Here is a 17,298-nt window from a genome sequence, read left to right as displayed (position 1 = left end):
ACACGCGTCCGATCGTTGATGGAAATCAGGAAGTGCGGTGCGTCATGATTCCCGGGCGTTCACGAGCAGCAGCGGCACGCGCGCGATGCGCGCCATGCGCCACGCGACGCTGCCGAGCATCCAGCCGGCGATGCCGCGCCGGCCGTGCGAACCCATCACGATCAGGTCGGCTTGCCACGCGGTTGCTTCGCGCGCGATCGTCTGCGCCACGTCATCGCCGGTCCGCTGCGTGTGCACGAGCGCCGTGCCGGCATGCGCCGACACTTCCGCAAGGACCGATGCCGCGGCCGCCAGCGCGCGCTCGCCTTCCTCGACGAACGCATTGTCGAGAACATCGATGGGAACGAAGTCCGTCAGGCGCACCGCGCGGTCGACGACGTAGACGGCCCGCAGCGCCGTATCGGCCGACGCGTACCGGATGCCGAACCGCATGGCCTGCAGCGCCGGCGGGCTTCCGTCGGTCGCGAACAGGATGCGGCCGGGCGCGTGCTCGACGATCGAACCGCAGCCGTCGGGGACGATCAGGATCGGGCATCCGGTCTGCCTGGCCAGCGGCTCCGACACGGCGCCCTCGAGCCAGCGCAGCAAGCCGTGATGCTGGCGTGCTCCGACGACGACCAGCTCGGCTTGCCAGGTCCGGGCGACGTCGAGCAGCGCCTGCACGATGTCGCCGCCGCGCCTGGACAGATCGATGACGTCGGTCTCGACATGCACGTCGTCGCGCGCGAACGCGTCCCGGGCCTTGCCGAGCACCGCGACCGCATCCTGGAGCAGCTCCGCGCGCGCCGCATCCAGATAGGCCGCCGTCGCCGCGCCGGTCGGTACGAGCGTGCGCGGATTGTCCGCCACGGTGACGATGCGGACTTGCCCGCCGGGCGGGACGATATTGCGTGCGTACGTCAGCGCCTGCCCGGACGATGCCGAGCCGTCGATTGCGACGAGGATTCGGCCGGGCCGTGTTGAAATGCCGCCGCTTGAGCTGTCGGGAATCATCAGGGAGCCTCGTTATGGGTTGCGACCATTCACGGAAATTCTGTCCCGCCGACGATGCGGCGGCTTGATGCCGATCAACGTCCGGGTTTTGCGGCAGCCGGATAGTCGGACTCATGTGCGAGCGCGGCGCTGGAATCGATGGGCGGCGCGCACCGCATCGCTTCGACGGGGGACGCATCATGACGCTGATCGCCAATCTGGACGGGGCCCGCGGCGGCTACCGGCTGTGCTTCGTGCGCGCGCCGTGGGCGTGGTTCACCTGCCTGCCGCTCGACGAGCAATGCGGCGAAAGCTGGGCGGAGGTGCCGTACCAGGGCGTCGCGAAGCCGCCGTACAGCGATTCCCGCACCCAGGTCCTCAAGGTCGCATTCGACGCGCCGCGCCTGCTGCCGCCCGAGGCCGGACGGCACGGCGCCGCGTACAGCGTCGAGGAGATCAATCGCGGCGCGGCGCCGTGGCTGCGCAGCGAGGATTTCGTCGACGGCGCGACGCTCACCGTGCCGGGAGGCGCGACGCTGCAGGCATTCGTCGAGGCGATCGAGGCGGCCGGCGGCACCGTGTACGGCCCGCTCGGCTGGGCGGAGCTGCCGCCGTGGCAACGGCCCGCCGTGCCGGCGGCGCGCTGAGCGGGCAGGGTCAGGCGGCCTCGCCCCAGCCGCCGCCGAGCGCGACATAGAACGCGACCGTGTCCTGCAGCCGCTGCGCGAGCGCCTGCAGCCACGCGATGCGCGCCTGGTGGAACTGCGTGTCGGCGACGAGCAGCTGGATATAGCCGGTGATGCCCGCCTCGTAGCCGGCCTGGGTGAGCGTCAGCGCATCGCGTGCGGCTGCCATCGCGCGCGCCTGCGCGTCGAGCGCCGCCGCGTCGTGCGCGAGCGCGCGCAGCGTATCGGCGACCTGCGAGAACGCTGACAGCACCACTTGCCGGTAGGCGGCATCGGCTTCGTCATAGGCATCCTGCGCGGCGCGCCGCTGGTTCAGGAGCGCGCCGCCGTGGAACAGCGGCGCGGTGAGCCCCGCGCCGACGCTCCACGCGTGGCCGGCCGGCCCGAACAGCTTGCTGGCGACGACGCTGTCGAAGCCGCCTGAAGCGGACAGCGTGACGTTCGGGTACAGCGCCGCCGTCGCGACGCCGACCTGCGCGCTGGCGACGTGCAGCTGGGCTTCCGCCTGCAGGATGTCCGGCCGGCGCCGCACCAGGGAAGACGGCGCGGTGTCGGGCAGGCTCGCCGGCAGTGCGATGGCGTCGAGCGACACGTCGGGCGTGCGCCAGTCGGCCGGGTAGCGTCCCGCCAGCAGCGCGAGCAGATCGTCGGCCTGCGCGCGCTTCTGCTCGAGCGCGGGCAGCGTCGCCTCCAGCGACGCGCGCTGCGACTCCAGCGTCAGCACCGCGACGTAGGCCGTCGCGCCCGCCGTCACCTGCGCGCGCGTGAGGCGGACCTGCTCGTCGAGCAGGCCGATCATCTCGCGCGTCGCGGCGATTTCGTCGCGATAGGCGGCGTGCGCGATCATCGTGTTGACGACGTTCGCGGTCAGCATCAGGTAGGCGCCCGCCAGCGCCTGGCGCCGCGCGTCGACGTCGGCCGCCAGCGCCTCGACCTGGCGGCGTTCGCCGCCCCACAGGTCGAGCGTGTAGCTGACGGTCGCCGACAGCGTGAACAGGTTGAAGATCGTGCCCGGCAGCGCCTGGCCGGTGCGCAGCGGCGAGTAGCGCTGCCGCGACGCGCCCGCTTGCGCATCGGCTTGCGGGAAGAAGATGCCTTCGCCCGCCCGCAGCGCGTGTTCGCTGCGCCGCAGCGTCGCCTGCGCGAGCGCGAGCGTCGGGCTGCCGGCCAGCGCATCGTCGACCGCCGCGTCGATCTCGCGGCTGCCGAAGCGGGTCCACCAGTCGCGCGTCAGCGGTTCGGCCGCCGACAGCGTTTGCGTCCGGCCGCCGCCCGTCCACGCGCCGGACGTCGCGGCAGGATCGTCGGGCGCCACGAAGCGCGCCACGCCCGGCGCGCTCGGCCGCACGAAATCGGGGCCGGCCGCGCATCCGGCCAGCAGCGCGGCGAGCGCGAGCGCACCCGTTGCGCGCCGCGCGGCGCGCCCGCGATACGTTCGGTCATTTGCCGGCCACGTACACATCGACGACCTGCCCCGGGAACAGCCGCACATCCTTGTTCGGCACGATACGGAAAATCACCGGCAGCACCCGCACGTCGACGCGCTCGGTGCGCTGGTCGGACAATTCGATCTTCGGCGTGACGTAGGGCTGCACGCGCACGAACTGCAGATCGGCCTCGACCGACGTGCCGCGCACGAACATGTGCGCCTTCAGCGCGTGCAGGTCGGGCAACTGGTGGATCAGGATCTCGTCGATGTAGCAGCGCACCTGCAGCCGGTCGCCCGGCGTGCCGAGCACGGCGACGGGCGCGTTGCCCTGCGCATAGGTGTCGTAGAGGCCCTGCGGGCTCAGGTAGGTGCCGACGGCCGCGTTCATCGCGAGCACGACGCCGTCGGCCGGCGCGCGCAGCGTATAGCGCGCGAGCAGCGCGGCGGCCGCGTCCGCGCCGCGCCGCAGCGCGATCGCCTGCGCCTGCTGGTTGCGCACGTCGTAGTTCCACGCGCCGGCCTTCGTCAGCTGGTACTGGCGCGTCACGACGCCGAGATTCGCGGTCGCGACGCGCACGCCGTTCGCGGCCGTGTCGAGCGCGTCGCGGCTGACCGCCTTCGGGTCGATGTCGTACGCGCGGCGCTGCTTGTCGTACTGGTCCTGCGCGAGCTTGAGGCTCGCCTGCGCGGCCGTCATCTGCGCGCTCGCGACGTCGAGCACCTCGCGGCGCGGCTGCGCCTTCAGCTCGTCGAGCATCGCGGCCGCGGCGTCGGCCTGGGCGGCGAGCTGCGCGGCGGTCGCGCGCTGCACCGAATCGTCGATCGTCAGCAGCGCGTCGCCGGCCTTCACCGCGTCGCCGTCGTGCACCAGCACGCGCGTCACCGCGCCCGACACGTCCGGGTACACGTTGACGTTCGCGCCGGCCGGCTGCTCGCTCTCGACGATCCCGTTCGCATAGACGCCGCGCGCATACGGGTTGGCGGCCGGCTTGAACACGGGCGGCTGCGGCGGTTCCTGGCGGCTGTAGACCCACGCCGCGACGAGGCTAGCAAGAAAGCCCGCGAGCGCGATGACGAACACGAGGCGGTGCTTCATCGCGCGCCTCCGGGTTCGATGCCGTTCAGCTTGCCGTCTTCCATCTTCAGGATGCGGTCCGCGTATTCGAAGATCCGCGCGTCGTGCGTGACGATCACGATGCAGCGCGTGTCGTTCAGCACCTGGTGCTTGACGAAGTCGATGATCACCCGGCCCGTGTCGCCGTCCAGCGACGCGGTCGGCTCGTCGAGGATCAGCAGGTCGGGCTGGCTGACGATCGCGCGCGCGATCGCGACGCGCTGCTGCTCGCCGCCGGACAGCTTGACGGGCGGCAACTGCGCGCGGTTCGCGAGTCCGACCACGTCGAGATAGGCGAGCGCCTCCTTCAGCGCGTCGTCCCACGGCCGGCGCTTCAGGATCAGCGGGATCGCGACGTTCTCGGCCGTCGTGAGCCGCGGGAACAGGTGATAGTCCTGGAACACGAAGCCGATCCGGTTAAGCCGGAAATCGGCGATCGCGTCGTGCGGCTGCGCCCACAGGTCGACGCCGTCGATCGACACCGTGCCGGCTTCCGGCCGCAGGATGCCCGAGATCACGCTCAGCAGCGTCGTCTTCCCGCTGCCGGACGGCCCGACGATCAGCAGCATCTCGCCGAAGCGCGCCTGCATCGACACGTCGCACAGCGCCTGCGTGCGCGCGGCGCCTTCACCGAACCACTTGCTGACGCCGCGCGCGTCGATCGCGATCCCGCTCATCGTCAGCCCCGGAAGATGTCGAACGGCTCGATGCGCAGCACGCGCCGCACGCCGAGATAGCTCGACAGCGTCGCGATCACGACCACCATGCCGAACGCGAGCGCCAGGTTGCCGTACGTGATCAGTGCCGCGTAGTCGGGAATCTGCAGCTTCGCGAGGCTGATCATCAGCACGCACAGCCCGACGCCGATCCCGTAGCCGGTCAGCGCGGTGAAGGTCGCCTGGAACAGGATCATCACGACGAGCTCGCGGCTTTTCGCGCCGATCGCCTTCAGTGCGCCGAACTTGTCCAGGTTCTCGAGGATGAACGCATAGAACGTCTGCCCCGAGATCGACAGCCCGATGATGAAGCTGATGATCGTCATCAGCATGATGTTGGTGCCGAGCCCCGTCTCGTACTTGTAGAAGCGCGCGATCTGCGCGATGAACTCGTTGCGCGTGTACGCGCGATAGCCGAGCGCCTTCACGACCGCCTTGATGTGCGGGATGTCCGCGTCCGATTTCGGCTCGACGAGGATGTACGACGTCGTGAAGCGCGGCGACGGGATGTAGCGGATCGCGCGCGCGTAGGTCGTATAGAGCGTCGGCGTGCCGAACAGCCCGCTTGCCGCGACCTTCGCGATGCCGACGATCACGCCGCGGTGGTCGTTCAACTCGAAATCGGTGCCGATCGCCGGGTTCTCGAGCTTGCGGAACTCGGTGTCGTCGATCGCGATGAAGCCGTTTTCCGCGTAGATGTCCTCGATGCGCCCCTGCAGCATCGTCGGGCGGCCGAGCAGGCTCGCGTCGTCGAGGCCGACCACCGTCACGGCCTGATAGGTGCCGGAACGCAGCTTCACGAGCGCCGCGCCGGAGTAGAGCGGCACCGCGTACTTGACGCCGTCGGTGCTGCGCACCGCGTCGAGCACGTAGTCGGGCATGCCGATGCTGTTCGCGATCGTCTTCACGGCCGGGTCCATCACCCACACCTTCGCGCCGATGTTGATCACGGACGCGGACGACTTGTTCAGGATGCCCGCGAACAGCGACGTCATCTCGATCATCAGCAGCACCGAGAACGTGATGCCGACGATCAGCGCGGTGAATTTCGCGCTGTCGTTGACGAGCAGCTTGAATGCGAGACGCAGGATGCCGTTCATGATGCAGCACGGCGCGGGTGTGCGCCCGCTATCGCTCGTCCCGCGCGGTCGGGTTGAGCAGCGAGACGAACGCGGCGATGCCCGCCACCAGCGCGACGATCGCAAACGCGAATACCCGCTGGTTGTCGAACAGCATGCCGTGCACGATGCCGGCCAGCGCGCCGAGCGCGACGAATACGAAGATCGTTGCGAGCACGATCCGGGATTGCTTGCGTACCATGAAGTCCTCCTGAATGGCGGCCTCCGGATGCCCGGCGGACGCGCGATCGAGGTCATGATCGCGTGCGGGGGCGCGGCGCGGTTGATCTGCATCAACGGACGAAAACGGCGGGCGCGCCATGCGGGGGCGCGCCGCGCGTTTTACGCAACCGTTGACCTGCATCAGGGAACCGGCCGCTCAGGCGCACACAGTCGCTTCATGTGCGGCGGTATCCGGCGCCGTGTGTCGATGGAGAGCGAGCAATGAAAGCGGACAAGCAACTCAAGCAGGACGTGCAGGAAGAGCTTGAATTCGATCCGGCCGTCGATGCGGCACGCATCGGCGTGGAGGTCGCGAACCGCATCGTGACGCTGTCCGGGCATCCGGCGAGCTATGCGGAAAAACTCGCGGTGGAGCGGGCGGCGAACCGGGTGTCGGGCGTGAAGGCCGTCGTCGTCGACATGACCGTGCGCTTGCCGGTCGGGGACTTGCGCACGGACGAGGACATCGCGGACGCGGTGCGCTCGATCCTGCACTGGACCGTCGGCCTGCACGACGACCGGGTCAGGGTGCAGGTCGAGCGCGGCTGGATCACGCTGTCGGGCAAGGTCGACTGGGCCTACCAGAGCCATGTCGCGGTGCGCACGATCTCGCAGATGCGCGGGGTGATCGGCGTGACGAACCATATCGAGGTGCTGGGCGACGTCGGCGCCGACGATATCGGGGCCAGCATCAAGCGCGCGATCCTGCGGCATGCGGAGCGCGAGATCAGGCACATCGAAATCGACGTGCACGATGGAACGGTCACGCTTTCCGGCAAGGTGGATTCGAAGGCCGAGCGCGAGGCCGCGCGCTGGGCCGCGTGGTCGGCGCGCGGCGTCCGGGTGGTGGTCGACAACCTCGACGTGGCGTGATGTCACCGAAATCGGCTCCGACGGGAGAATCCCATGAAATCCGATGCAACGCTCAAGCAGCACGTCGAACAGGAACTGTTCTGGGACCCGGCGCTCGACGCGCGCCGGATCGACGTCGACGTCCGTGATCGCGTCGTCACGCTGCGCGGCACGGTCGCGAGCTGGGCGCAGAAATTCGCGGCGCAGAAGGCGGCCCAGCGGGTCGGCGGCGCACGCGCGCTGGTGCTCGAGCTGGCGATCGCGGCGCCGCCGTCCGCCCGCGCGGACCAGGATCTCGCGGCGGCGATCATGTCCGCGTTCAAGTGGCAGGAAGCGCTGCAGGATCAGCCGGTCCGGGTCGAGGTCGATCACGGCTGCGTGACCCTCGACGGCGAGGTGGACTGGGGGTACCAGCGTCTTGCGGCGGAAACGATCGTGAGCCGGATGGCCGGCGTCGTCGGCGTCGCGAACCGCATCCAGGTGCGCGCCGCGCACACGGCGTCGGACGTCGGCGCGCAGATCGCCGCCGCGTTCGCGCGCCGCGCGCAGCGCGAATCCGCCGCGATCTCGGTCGACGCGGCCGACGGCGTCGTCACGCTGTCGGGCACCGTCGATTCGCTGGCCGACAGGCGCGCCGCGTGCGGCGCGGCATGGTCGGTCAAGGGCGTCCGGGAAGTCGTCGACCGGCTGACGGTCGCGTGACGCGCGGCTGCCGGCCTCCCGTCATGGACAAGCAATTCGACTATTCCAGCCTGCTGATCGCGATCGGCTTCGTCGCGCTGGTCGCGGTGCAACTGCTGTCGTCGCATCAGGAAACGACGTCGATCGCGTACAGCGACTTCCATCGGCTCGTTACCGCGCGGCTCGTCGACGATCTCGAGATCGGCCAGGCGTCGATCTCGGGCACGCTGAAGATGCCCGAGGCCGGCGCAATGCTGCCGGACCCCGAGGCCGCGTTTGTGAAGAAACTCGGGCCGCCGTGGCGCTTCTCGACCAACCGCGTCGCCGACGATCACCTGGTCGACACGCTGACCGCCGCGAGCATCCGCTATCACGGCATGCCGGACACGAGCTGGCTGTCGGCGCTCGCGTCGTGGGTGCTGCCGCTGATCGGCTTCGTGTTCATCTGGAACCTGATGCTGCGACGGCGGGGCGGCGCGCAGGATTTCAGCGGAATGGGCAAGAGCCAGGCGCGCGTGTATGCGCAGCAGGCGACCGGCATCACGTTCGACGACATCGCGGGCATCGACGAGGCGAAGGCCGAGCTGCAGCAGCTCGTCGCGTTCCTGCGCAACCCGGAGCGCTACCAGCGGCTCGGCGGCAAGATCCCGAAAGGCGTGCTGATCGTCGGCGCGCCCGGCACCGGCAAGACGCTGCTCGCGCGCGCGGTTGCCGGCGAGGCGGCGGTGCCGTTCTTCTCGATCAGCGGCTCGGCGTTCGTCGAGATGTTCGTCGGCGTCGGCGCGGCGCGCGTGCGCGACCTGTTCGAGCAGGCGCAGCAGAAGGCGCCGTGCATCGTGTTCGTCGACGAGCTCGACGCGCTCGGCAAGGTACGCGGCGTCGGCATGATGTCGGGCAACGACGAGCGCGAGCAGACGCTGAACCAGCTGCTCGTCGAGATGGACGGCTTCCAGGCCAATTCCGGCGTGATCATCATGGCCGCGACCAACCGGCCCGAAATCCTCGACCCCGCGTTGCTGCGCCCGGGCCGCTTCGACCGGCACATCGCGATCGACCGGCCCGATCTCAACGGCCGCAGGCAGATCCTCGGCGTGCACGTGAAGCGCGTGAAGCTCGCGGCCGGCGTCGATCTCGCCGAGCTGGCGTCGCGCACGCCGGGCTTCGTCGGCGCGGATCTCGCGAACGTGGTCAACGAGGCCGCGCTGCATGCGGCCGAGCTCGGCAAGCCGGCGATCGAGATGGCCGACTTCGACGAGGCGATCGACCGCGCGATGACCGGCATGGAGCGCAAGAGCCGCGTGATGAATGAACAGGAGAAAGAGACGATCGCCTATCACGAGGCCGGGCATGCGCTCGTCGCGCAATGCCGCGCGCACTGCGATCCGGTGAAGAAGGTGTCGATCATTCCGCGCGGCGTCGCGGCGCTCGGCTATACGCAGCAGGTGCCGACCGAGGACCGCTACGTGCTGCGCAAGAGCGAGCTGCTCGACCGGCTCGATGCGCTGCTCGGCGGGCGGGTGGCCGAGGAGCTGGTGTTCGGCGACGTGTCGACGGGCGCGCAGAACGATCTCGAACGCGCGACGGCGATGGTGCGGCACATGATCATGCAATACGGGATGAGCGAGCGCATCGGCCTCGCGACGTTCGACGACGGCGCGCCGCAGGCGGGCGTGCCCGGCGCATGGACGCCGGGCGACGGGCGCTGCAGCGAGCACACCGCGCGGCTGATCGACGACGAAGTGCGCGCGCTGCTCGCGGACGCGCACGCGCGGGTTGCCGCGACGCTCGCCGGGCATCGCGACGCGCTCGAACGGATCGCGCGGCGGCTGCTGCAGCGCGAGGCGATCGATCACGACACGCTGGTGGCGCTGATCGCGGCGCCGGTCGACGCCGCGCGGCCGGCCCGGAGGCCGGAAGCGAGTGCGCCGGCGGATGCCCGCACAGTTGACACCCAGGCATGACGGGTAACTGGAATCACGCGGCTCAGCAGGTGCACGCCGGCTTGTCGGCCCGGTTCGCCGCGTCGTCGGCGACGACCGACGCAAGCTGCGGGTCCGGGCGGAAGATCGTGATGCCCTTGAGCCGCTCGCGCCACGCGAGAAAGAACAGCGCGTCGACTTGCGACAGCGAACAGCGCTGATCGACGGTGACCGTCTTCGAGATGCCGGCGTCGACGCAGGGCTGCAGCGCCGCGAGCATCGCGACGTGATCGGCCGGCGCGACTTGCGCGGCCGTCACGAAGTAGTCGGGCAGCGCTGCGCGATTGCCGTGCAGTTGCCGGAACAGCCGGTACGCGTGGTTCTCGACGCGGAACGCGTGCACGCGATCGTCGCCGGTGCGGACGTGGCGCTGCTGCACCCAGCCGACGGTCGGCTCGATGCCGTTCGAGCAGTTGTCGCAGAACGCGAGGCTCACGCTGCCGGCGGGCGCGAACGACAGCAGATGGCTGTTGCGCAGCCCGTGCCGCGCGATTGCGTGGTGCACGGCCAGCGGCAGCGGCGCGCGGTGCGACGCCGGCCCATCGAGATAGTCGGCCGGGTCGTAGGCCGGAAACGCGCCGCGCTCGGCGGCGAGGGCGGCCGACGCGCCGAATGCGTGCTGGCGCATCGTCAGCGCGATCTCGCGCGCGACCATGCGCGCGGGCGCTCCGTCGTAGCGCAGCTGCAGCATCGTCAGCGCATCCGCGAGGCCCGTCACGCCGACCCCGATCCGCCGCTTCGCGTGCGCCTCGCGCGCATGCGCGGCGAGCGGCCACGTCGTCAGGTCGAGCACGTTGTCGAGCAGGCGCACCTGCACGCGCACGAGTTCCGCGAGCAGCGCGAAATCGAAGCGCGGCGCGCCGTCGATGCCGAACGGATGCCGCACGAGCCGCGACAGATCGATCGGCCCGAGCACGCAGCTGCCGTATGCGGGCAGCGGCTGCTCGCCGCACGGGTTGGTCGCGTCGATCCATTCGTGCTCGCGCAGCGGATTCGCGTCGCGGATCGTATCGAGAAACAGCAGCCCGGGCTCGGAACTGTCGCGCGCCGCGTTGACGATCGCCTGCCACAGCGTGCGCGCCGGCACGGTCGCATACGCATGCCGGCCGTCGGGCAGCGCGGCCGGCGGGTTCTGGGCGTTCCGGGCGGCCGGCGGCACGCGATGCGCGAGCGTCCAGGGCAGGTTGTGCGCGACGGCTTCCATGAACGCGTCCGTCATGCCGACCGACAGGTTGAACGTCGTCCAGCGCCGCCGGCCGTGCTTGGCCGTGACGAACGCGAGCAGGTCCGGATGGTCGCAGCGCAGCACGCCCATCTGTGCGCCGCGCCGTGGGCCGGCGAACGGCAGTGCGCGGCACATCGCGTCGAAGCGCTCGATCGCCGCGCACGCGCCTCTTTGTTCCACGCCGGGCCGCTCGTACGCGCCGGCCGGCGGAACCTGCGAGAAATCGTAGCCGATGCCGCCGCCCATCAGCAGCGTGATCCGTGCCTCGTCGAGCGCCTGCGCGAGCGCTGCGTCGACCGCGTGCGCGGCCGCTTCGTCGGGCATGGCGAGCGGGTGCACGAAGCAGTTGACCATCGTGCAGTCGGTCCCGGCGCCCGCATTGGCGAGGATGCGTCCGGCCCCGATCGCGCCGCGCTGCAGGTTGCGGAGAAACGCCTGCTTGACCTGCGCGCGCGACGCCGCCGGCTCGGCCAGCGAAAGCGCATGCGCGACCCGGTAGAACGCCGCGGCGCGAGTCGTTTCGCCGGGCCGCGCATAGCGGTCGGCGAACACGGTCTTGCAAAGTGGCTGTTCGTCCATGGCGAGACTCCGCGACGGTCAAGGGTTCACTGTACGACGCGCGAATGGCGAAGCGTTGATCGAACGCAATTCCGGCCGTTTCGGGCATCGCTTGACGACGGTCAACGAAACCCGTGGCATCGGGCGTAGGGTGACGCGAGGCAGGCGCGCCACGGTGGCCGCAACGGATCGGGCGCATCGCGACCGGCGTCGGCACGGCCGTCGCGGGCACGCCTGCACTGCATAGCCATTCGAACCCTCGTTTTCATGCTGACCATTCGATGACCGACGTCGTTACCGTGACATTGAATCCCGCCGTCGATGTCGCGACATCGGTCGAGCACATCGTCGATACGCACAAGCTGCGCTGCGCGGCGCCGAGGCGCGACCCGGGCGGCGGCGGGATCAACGTCGCGCGCGTCGTTCACCGCCTGGGCGGCGACTGCGTCGCGCTATATGCGGCCGGCGGCCCGACCGGACAGGTGCTGACCGCGTTGCTCGAGGCCGAGCGCCTGCCCGCCGTGCGCGTGGCCATTGCCGGCGAGACTCGCGAGAACTTCTGCGTGCGCGAAACGTCGACCGGCCGCGAATTCCGCTTCCTGATGCCGGGCCCGTCGCTCGCCGCCGACGAATGGCGGAACGTCGACGCCCACCTCGAGCGCATGCATCCCGCACCGCGCTATCTGGTGCTGAGCGGCAGCCTGCCCGCGGGCGCGCCGGTCGACGCATACGCGACGCTGGCGCGTGCGGCAGCCCGGCGCGGCAGCCGGGTCGTCGTCGACACTTCCGGGCCGCCTCTGCAGGCCGCGCTCGAGGCCGGCGTTCATCTCGTCAAGCCGAGTCTCGGCGAACTGAGCGCGCTGGCCGGCGCGCCGCTCGACGAGGAGGCGGCCTGCCGGAAGGCGCGCGAGCTCGTCGCCCGCGGCTGCGCCGAGATCGTCGCGCTGACGCTCGGCGAGCGCGGCGCGTGGGTGGTCACGCGCGATCGCGCGCTGCGGCTGCATGGCCGGCCGACGGCCGTGTGCAGCACGATCGGCGCGGGCGACAGCTTCGTCGGCGGGATGGTCTGGGCGCTCGCGCGCGGCGCGCCGCTCGACGATGCGTGCCGCTATGCGCTCGCCGCGTCGGCGGCGTCCGTCGCGAATCCGGGAACGACCTTGTGCACGCGCGACGACGTCGAGCGGGTCCATGCGGAGCTGGTCGCCGAAACGGCGTGATGCGGCGGGTTCCGAACGCACATGCGCCGCACGGCCGCTTGATCTGACGCAACGTGCATCCGGCGCAATCGCCAAGAATGAGGGACGGCTATTGCGCGAGGTGCATCGTGACCGTCCGATTGATCGTCTGCCTGTTCCTGTTGTCGTTCGCGCCGTCGGCCGTGTTCGGCGACGATGCGCTCCCGGCGCCGCCGCGCGTGCTGATCCTCGCCTATCACCGGTTCGCCGGCGAGAAGCTGGATTCGATGACGGTGCGCGTCGACACGTTCCGCGCGCACCTTCGCGCGATCGACGCGGCCGGCTACCGGATCGTGCCGCTCGCCGACGTGGTGCGCTGGCATGCCGGCGACCCCGGCGCGGTTCCGGCGCGCGCGGTCGCGATCACGGTGGACGACGGCCATCGCTCCGTCTACGACGTGCTGCGCCCGCTGCTCGCGCAGCATCCGGCGCCGGTCACGCTGTTCATCTATCCGTCGGCGATCTCCAACGCCAGCTATGCGATGACCTGGGACGAACTGCGCGCGCTCGACGGGGCGGGCGGCTTCGACATCGAGTCCCACACGTACTGGCATCCGAACTTCAGGACCGAGCGCGCGCGGCGCACGCCGGACGACTTCCGGCGCTTCGCTTCCTGGCAATTGAGCCGGTCGCGCGACCGGCTCGAAGCCGCGACCGGCAGGCCGGTCCGTCTGCTGGCCTGGCCGTTCGGCATCCACGACGCCGACACGGAGCAGCTCGCGGCCCAGGCCGGGTACGTCGCCGCGTTCACGCTCGACGCGCACCCCGTGCGGCTGGCCGACCCGGCGCTGGCGCTGCCGCGCTACCTGATGACCGATGCGTGCGACACGCGCTGCATCAATGGTCTGCTGCGCACCGCCGGAGACGGCCGTGGCTAGGCGCGCGATCCTCCGGCTCCTGCTGTTGCTGCTCGCCGCGCTCCCGGCGCAGGCGGCGACGGTGACCGTCACCGTCGTCGATGCCGCGAGCGGCCGGCCGCTCGCGGGCGCGGTCGGCTACGCGTCGGGGGCGACCCGCGTCGCCGATGCCGACGGCGCGTTTGCGGTGCCGACGGACGGAACCGGCACGCCCGTCAGCGTGACGACGCCCGGCTACACGCGTGCGGCGATCACGCTGGACGGGCAGGCGGCCGCGCGCACGATCCGCATGACGGCGCTGCGGCCGAAGGCCGTCTATCTGTCGGCATACGGCGTCACGGACCGCAAGCTGCGCGACGCGGCGCTGGCGCTGCAGGGCAGGACCGCCATCAACGCGCTCGTCATCGACGTGAAGGGCGACAGCGGGGCGACGCCCTACCGCAGCGTGGCGCGCGAAGCCGCCGGCGCGGCGAACCCGGTGCCCGGCAGCGGGCGCGACGCGGCGGAGCTGCCGAACCTGCTCAGGGCCTTCCACGCGCGCGGCCTCTACCTGATCGCGCGCATCGTCGTGTTCAAGGACGACCGCCTGGCGGGCGCGCATCCCGACTGGGCGGTGCGCGACGCCGCCGGCGAGATCTGGCGCGACCGCGAGCGCCAGCGCTGGATCGATCCGACCGCGCGCGCCGCCTGGGCGCACAACTACGACGTCGCGGAGGAAGCCGCCCGCATGGGCTTCGACGAGATCCAGTTCGACTATCTGCGCTTTCCGGACGCGAACGGGCTGCGGTTCGGCGAGCCCAACACCGAGGCCAACCGCGTGGCGGCGATCACCGGGTTCCTCGCGGGCGCGCGCGAGCGGCTGCGGCCGTACAGCGTCTACCTGTCGGCGGACATCTTCGGCTACGTGTGCTGGAACTTCAACGACACCGCGATCGGGCAGCGGATCGAGACGTTCGGGCGGGTCGTCGACTACATTTCCCCGATGCTGTATCCGTCCGGGTTCACGTGGGGGCTGCCGGGCTGCCGCAAGCCGACCGACCGGCCGGGGGAGATCGTGTCCCGCTCGCTCACGGAAGCCATGCGCCGCACCGGCCTGGACGGCGTGCGTTTCCGGCCGTGGCTGCAGGCGTTTCGCGACTACGCGTTCGATCATCGCGTATTCGACGCCGACGAGATTCGCGCGCAAGCGGACGCCGCCGACGCGGCCGGCACCGACGGGTGGATGCTGTGGAATCCGCGCAACCGCTACGATCCCGACACGTTGCCGCGCTGATCTGCGCGCTGACGCTGGCGCTGCCGGGCGCGGGCGCGGGCGCGGCGCACGACGCGGCGGCTGTCGACGCAAGCGGTCAGGCGGCGGCCCGGATCGACGCCGCGATTGCGGCGGAGATCGCGGATCGCCATCTCGCCGGCGCGGTCGTGCTGGTCGGTGACGAGGACGGAGTACGCGTCCGGGTCGCACGAGGCGTGCGCACGACCGGGCCCGCGCCCGAGCCGATGACGGCCGACACCCTGTTCGATCTCGCTTCGCTGACGAAGGCCGTCGCCACCGCGACGGCGGTCATGCAGCTCGCGGAGCGCGGCCGGCTCGCGCTGGATGCGCCGGCCGCCCGATACTGGCCGGCTTTCGGCGCGCACGGCAAGGACGGCATCACGATCCGGCAACTGCTCGCGCATACCTCGGGCCTGCCGGCCGGCGTGTCGTCGGCGCGGGCGTTGCGCACGCGCGCGGCGGTCCTGGCCGACGTCGCCGCGATGCCGCCGGTCGCGGCGCCGGGCGCGCGCGTGATCTACAGCGACGTCAACTACGTGGCGCTCGGCGAAATCGTCGAGCGTGCGAGCGGCCAGCCGCTCGACGCATGGTGCGCGGCGCAGGTGTTCGCGCCGCTGCGCATGCGCGATACGCAGTTCCGGCCCGGCGTGCGCGCGGCGGCGCGCATCGCGCCCACCAGCCGGCGGGAGGACCTTGCGGCGCGTGCCCGCGTCAGCGATCCGGTCGCGGCGGCGCTGGGCGGCGTCTCGGGCAACGCGGGCCTCTACGCGAGCGCCGACGATCTCGCGCGCTTCGCGCGCATGCTGCTGCACGGCGGCACGCTCGACGGCCGGCGCATCCTGCGGCGCGCAAGCGTCGCCGAGCTGGCCGCGCCGGCGACGCTCGACGCGGACGGCGACGCCCGCACCGCGGGCTGGGCGCTGCAGCCGCCGCTGGTCGCCAACCGCTACCGGCTGCCGGCGGCCGGCGCAATCGCGCATCTCGGCTATACGGGCACCGGCCTGTGGATCGACCTGGTCACGCGCCGCTTCGTCGTCGTGCTGACGAGCCGCCTGTATCCGGACGCGACGGGCGACGCGCAGCCGTTGCGCGGCGCGGTGCTCGGCATCGTGTCCAGCAGCGCGCCGCCGCTGTCGGGCGCGCAGATCGCCGCGCGCGTGCCCGCGACGGCGCCCGCCGTTGCGCGCGCGGCGCGCTTGCCGGCGTCGTCCGGACCGGTGCTGGCGGGCATCGACGTGCTCGCGTCGAGCGGCTTCGCGGCCGTCGCCGGAAAGCGCATCGGTCTCGTCACGAATCGCAGCGGCTTCGACCGCGCGGGCCGCCGCACGATCGACCTGCTGGCGCAGGCGCCGGGAGCGCGGCTCACGGCGATCTTCGCGCCGGAACACGGGATCGACACCGAGCTCGACACGACGTTCGGCGACACGCTCGACGCGCGCACCAACGTGGCCGTTCACAGCCTGTACGGCGAGCGGCGGCGGATCGCGCCGGCGGCATTGTCGGACGTGGACGTGCTCGTCTTCGACCTGCAGGATGCCGGCGTGCGCTTCTTCACCTACCTCGCGACGCTCGGCTACGCGCTCGAAGCGGCGGCGGCCGCGCGGGTGCCGGTGCTCGTGCTCGACCGGCCGGACCCGCTCGGCGCGGACACGGTCGGCGGGCCGGTGTCGGATGCCGGGCCCGCGTCGTTCACGAACTATTACCCATTGCCGCTGATGCACGGGATGACGGTCGGCGAGCTGGCGACGCTGTTCAACCAGCGGCTGCGGATCGGCGCGGATCTGACGGTGGTGCCGATGCAGCACTACCGGCGATCGATGCGCTTCGAGGACACCGGGCTCGGCTGGGTGCCGCCGTCGCCGAACCTGCGCGACGCGGCCGCGTTGTCGCTGTATCCGGACCTGGGGCTCGTCGAGGGCGCGGACGTGAGCGTCGGGCGCGGCACCGCGACCCCGTTCGCCGTGATCGGCGCGCCGTGGATCGACGGCCGCGCGCTGGCGGACGATCTGCGCGCGATGCACGTGAACGCGACGTTTGCGCCGATCCGTTTCGTGCCGACCGAAGGGACGCATCGCGGCGCGCTGTGCGAAGGCGTGCGGATCGCGCGGTCGGCGGGAACGGTGCAGCCGGGGGCGGTGGGACTCGCGCTGGCGCTGGCGCTGCATCGGCGCTATCCGGAGCGGTTTCGTATCGACGCGATCCGGGCGTCGGTCGGTTCGCAGGCGGTGGCCGACCTGCTGCGCGACGGGCGGCCGCTCGACGAGATCGAGCGGGTCGTCGCGGCGCAGAACGCGGCGTTCGCGCGCGAGCGGGATGCGTTTCTGCTGTACTGACGCGAGACGTCGGGGTACTACACGGTCCTGGCACGGGGTGGCAACGTG

15 protein-coding genes are annotated in these 17,298 nt (G+C 71.2%); 8 read left to right on the top strand and 7 right to left on the bottom strand.

The genetic code is table 11. From position 1 onward, the window contains the following. Positions 1–42: 42 nt before the first annotated feature. Positions 43–993: a universal stress protein gene (locus HWX31_RS10280; protein WP_174961372.1), complete on the bottom strand. Its 951-nt coding sequence runs from the start codon at positions 991–993 to the stop codon at positions 43–45. 179 nt (positions 994–1,172) lie between these two features. On the opposite strand from HWX31_RS10280, the gene HWX31_RS10275 reads away from it, so the two are divergent. Then, complete coding sequence (locus HWX31_RS10275) at positions 1,173–1,619, top strand: hypothetical protein (protein WP_174961370.1); 447 nt, start codon at positions 1,173–1,175, stop codon at positions 1,617–1,619. Between the two features lie 10 nt (positions 1,620–1,629). Here the strand turns inward: HWX31_RS10275 and HWX31_RS10270 are convergent, their stop codons facing one another. Genes HWX31_RS10270 through HWX31_RS10250 form a run of 5 tightly spaced genes read right to left on the bottom strand, consistent with a single transcriptional unit; the run spans position 1,630 to position 6,237 of the window. Continuing rightward, positions 1,630–3,120, bottom strand: coding sequence for an efflux transporter outer membrane subunit (locus HWX31_RS10270; protein WP_174961368.1), 1,491 nt, complete (start codon positions 3,118–3,120; stop codon positions 1,630–1,632). After that, the gene (locus HWX31_RS10265; protein WP_059750079.1) at positions 3,098–4,183 is read right to left on the bottom strand and encodes an HlyD family secretion protein; all 1,086 of its coding nucleotides are present in this window, start codon (positions 4,181–4,183) and stop codon (positions 3,098–3,100) included. Before HWX31_RS10265 ends, HWX31_RS10270 begins: the two co-directional genes overlap by 23 nt. Further along, the gene (locus HWX31_RS10260; RefSeq protein ID WP_174961517.1) at positions 4,180–4,884 is read right to left on the bottom strand and encodes an ABC transporter ATP-binding protein; all 705 of its coding nucleotides are present in this window, start codon (positions 4,882–4,884) and stop codon (positions 4,180–4,182) included. Before HWX31_RS10260 ends, HWX31_RS10265 begins: the two co-directional genes overlap by 4 nt. After that, positions 4,881–6,017 carry an ABC transporter permease gene (locus HWX31_RS10255; RefSeq protein ID WP_174961366.1) on the bottom strand — a complete coding sequence of 379 codons (1,137 nt, stop codon included), beginning with the start codon at positions 6,015–6,017 and terminating at the stop codon, positions 4,881–4,883. The genes HWX31_RS10260 and HWX31_RS10255 overlap by 4 nt, the downstream gene beginning before the upstream one ends. A gap of 28 nt (positions 6,018–6,045) precedes the next feature. Continuing rightward, positions 6,046–6,237, bottom strand: a complete 192-nt coding sequence (locus HWX31_RS10250) for a DUF2964 family protein (RefSeq protein ID WP_059617217.1) — start codon at positions 6,235–6,237, stop codon at positions 6,046–6,048. Between the two features lie 242 nt (positions 6,238–6,479). On the opposite strand from HWX31_RS10250, the gene HWX31_RS10245 reads away from it, so the two are divergent. Genes HWX31_RS10245 through ftsH form a run of 3 tightly spaced genes read left to right on the top strand, consistent with a single transcriptional unit; the run spans position 6,480 to position 9,751 of the window. Then, positions 6,480–7,130 carry a BON domain-containing protein gene (locus HWX31_RS10245; RefSeq protein WP_059610202.1) on the top strand — a complete coding sequence of 217 codons (651 nt, stop codon included), beginning with the start codon at positions 6,480–6,482 and terminating at the stop codon, positions 7,128–7,130. A gap of 33 nt (positions 7,131–7,163) precedes the next feature. Further along, positions 7,164–7,811 carry a BON domain-containing protein gene (locus HWX31_RS10240; RefSeq protein ID WP_174961364.1) on the top strand — a complete coding sequence of 216 codons (648 nt, stop codon included), beginning with the start codon at positions 7,164–7,166 and terminating at the stop codon, positions 7,809–7,811. A gap of 23 nt (positions 7,812–7,834) precedes the next feature. Next, positions 7,835–9,751, top strand: coding sequence for an ATP-dependent zinc metalloprotease FtsH (gene ftsH / locus HWX31_RS10235; RefSeq protein WP_174961362.1), 1,917 nt, complete (start codon positions 7,835–7,837; stop codon positions 9,749–9,751). A gap of 22 nt (positions 9,752–9,773) precedes the next feature. Here ftsH and HWX31_RS10230 read toward each other — a convergent pair whose 3' ends face one another. Then, the gene (locus tag HWX31_RS10230) at positions 9,774–11,573 is read right to left on the bottom strand and encodes an adenosylcobalamin-dependent ribonucleoside-diphosphate reductase (RefSeq protein ID WP_174961360.1); all 1,800 of its coding nucleotides are present in this window, start codon (positions 11,571–11,573) and stop codon (positions 9,774–9,776) included. Between the two features lie 260 nt (positions 11,574–11,833). Here HWX31_RS10230 and HWX31_RS10225 point away from each other — a divergent pair, with 260 nt between their 5' ends. From HWX31_RS10225 to HWX31_RS10210, 4 genes are all read left to right on the top strand, one after another. Continuing rightward, positions 11,834–12,769: a 1-phosphofructokinase family hexose kinase gene (locus tag HWX31_RS10225; RefSeq protein ID WP_174961358.1), complete on the top strand. Its 936-nt coding sequence runs from the start codon at positions 11,834–11,836 to the stop codon at positions 12,767–12,769. Positions 12,770–12,876: 107 nt separating this feature from the next. Beyond that, positions 12,877–13,665 (top strand): polysaccharide deacetylase family protein, encoded by a 789-nt coding sequence (locus HWX31_RS10220; RefSeq protein ID WP_415493172.1) that lies wholly within the window; start codon positions 12,877–12,879, stop codon positions 13,663–13,665. Then, positions 13,628–14,917, top strand: coding sequence for a putative glycoside hydrolase (locus tag HWX31_RS10215; protein WP_415493171.1), 1,290 nt, complete (start codon positions 13,628–13,630; stop codon positions 14,915–14,917). Before HWX31_RS10220 ends, HWX31_RS10215 begins: the two co-directional genes overlap by 38 nt. Continuing rightward, a complete protein-coding gene (locus HWX31_RS10210) occupies positions 14,872–17,250 on the top strand; it encodes an exo-beta-N-acetylmuramidase NamZ domain-containing protein (RefSeq protein WP_174961353.1) in 2,379 nt (792 codons plus the stop codon). Before HWX31_RS10215 ends, HWX31_RS10210 begins: the two co-directional genes overlap by 46 nt. Positions 17,251–17,298: the final 48 nt, after the last annotated feature.

It is taken from the genome of Burkholderia ubonensis, assembly GCF_902833085.1.
Taxonomy (GTDB): Bacteria; Pseudomonadota; Gammaproteobacteria; order Burkholderiales; family Burkholderiaceae; genus Burkholderia; species Burkholderia ubonensis.
Note: the sequence above shows the minus strand (reverse complement) of the source record. Positions and strands in the feature narration are given on the sequence as shown.

Coding starts and splice junctions, on each gene's coding strand:
- HWX31_RS10280 (WP_174961372.1), bottom strand. CDS start 993: ATGATTCCCGACAGCTCAAGCGGCGGCATTTCAACACGGCCCGGCCGA.
- HWX31_RS10275 (WP_174961370.1), top strand. CDS start 1,173: ATGACGCTGATCGCCAATCTGGACGGGGCCCGCGGCGGCTACCGGCTG.
- HWX31_RS10270 (WP_174961368.1), bottom strand. CDS start 3,120: ATGTGTACGTGGCCGGCAAATGACCGAACGTATCGCGGGCGCGCCGCG.
- HWX31_RS10265 (WP_059750079.1), bottom strand. CDS start 4,183: ATGAAGCACCGCCTCGTGTTCGTCATCGCGCTCGCGGGCTTTCTTGCT.
- HWX31_RS10255 (WP_174961366.1), bottom strand. CDS start 6,017: ATGAACGGCATCCTGCGTCTCGCATTCAAGCTGCTCGTCAACGACAGC.
- HWX31_RS10250 (WP_059617217.1), bottom strand. CDS start 6,237: ATGGTACGCAAGCAATCCCGGATCGTGCTCGCAACGATCTTCGTATTC.
- HWX31_RS10245 (WP_059610202.1), top strand. CDS start 6,480: ATGAAAGCGGACAAGCAACTCAAGCAGGACGTGCAGGAAGAGCTTGAA.
- HWX31_RS10240 (WP_174961364.1), top strand. CDS start 7,164: ATGAAATCCGATGCAACGCTCAAGCAGCACGTCGAACAGGAACTGTTC.
- ftsH (WP_174961362.1), top strand. CDS start 7,835: ATGGACAAGCAATTCGACTATTCCAGCCTGCTGATCGCGATCGGCTTC.
- HWX31_RS10230 (WP_174961360.1), bottom strand. CDS start 11,573: ATGGACGAACAGCCACTTTGCAAGACCGTGTTCGCCGACCGCTATGCG.
- HWX31_RS10225 (WP_174961358.1), top strand. CDS start 11,834: ATGACCGACGTCGTTACCGTGACATTGAATCCCGCCGTCGATGTCGCG.
- HWX31_RS10215 (WP_415493171.1), top strand. CDS start 13,628: ATGGTCTGCTGCGCACCGCCGGAGACGGCCGTGGCTAGGCGCGCGATC.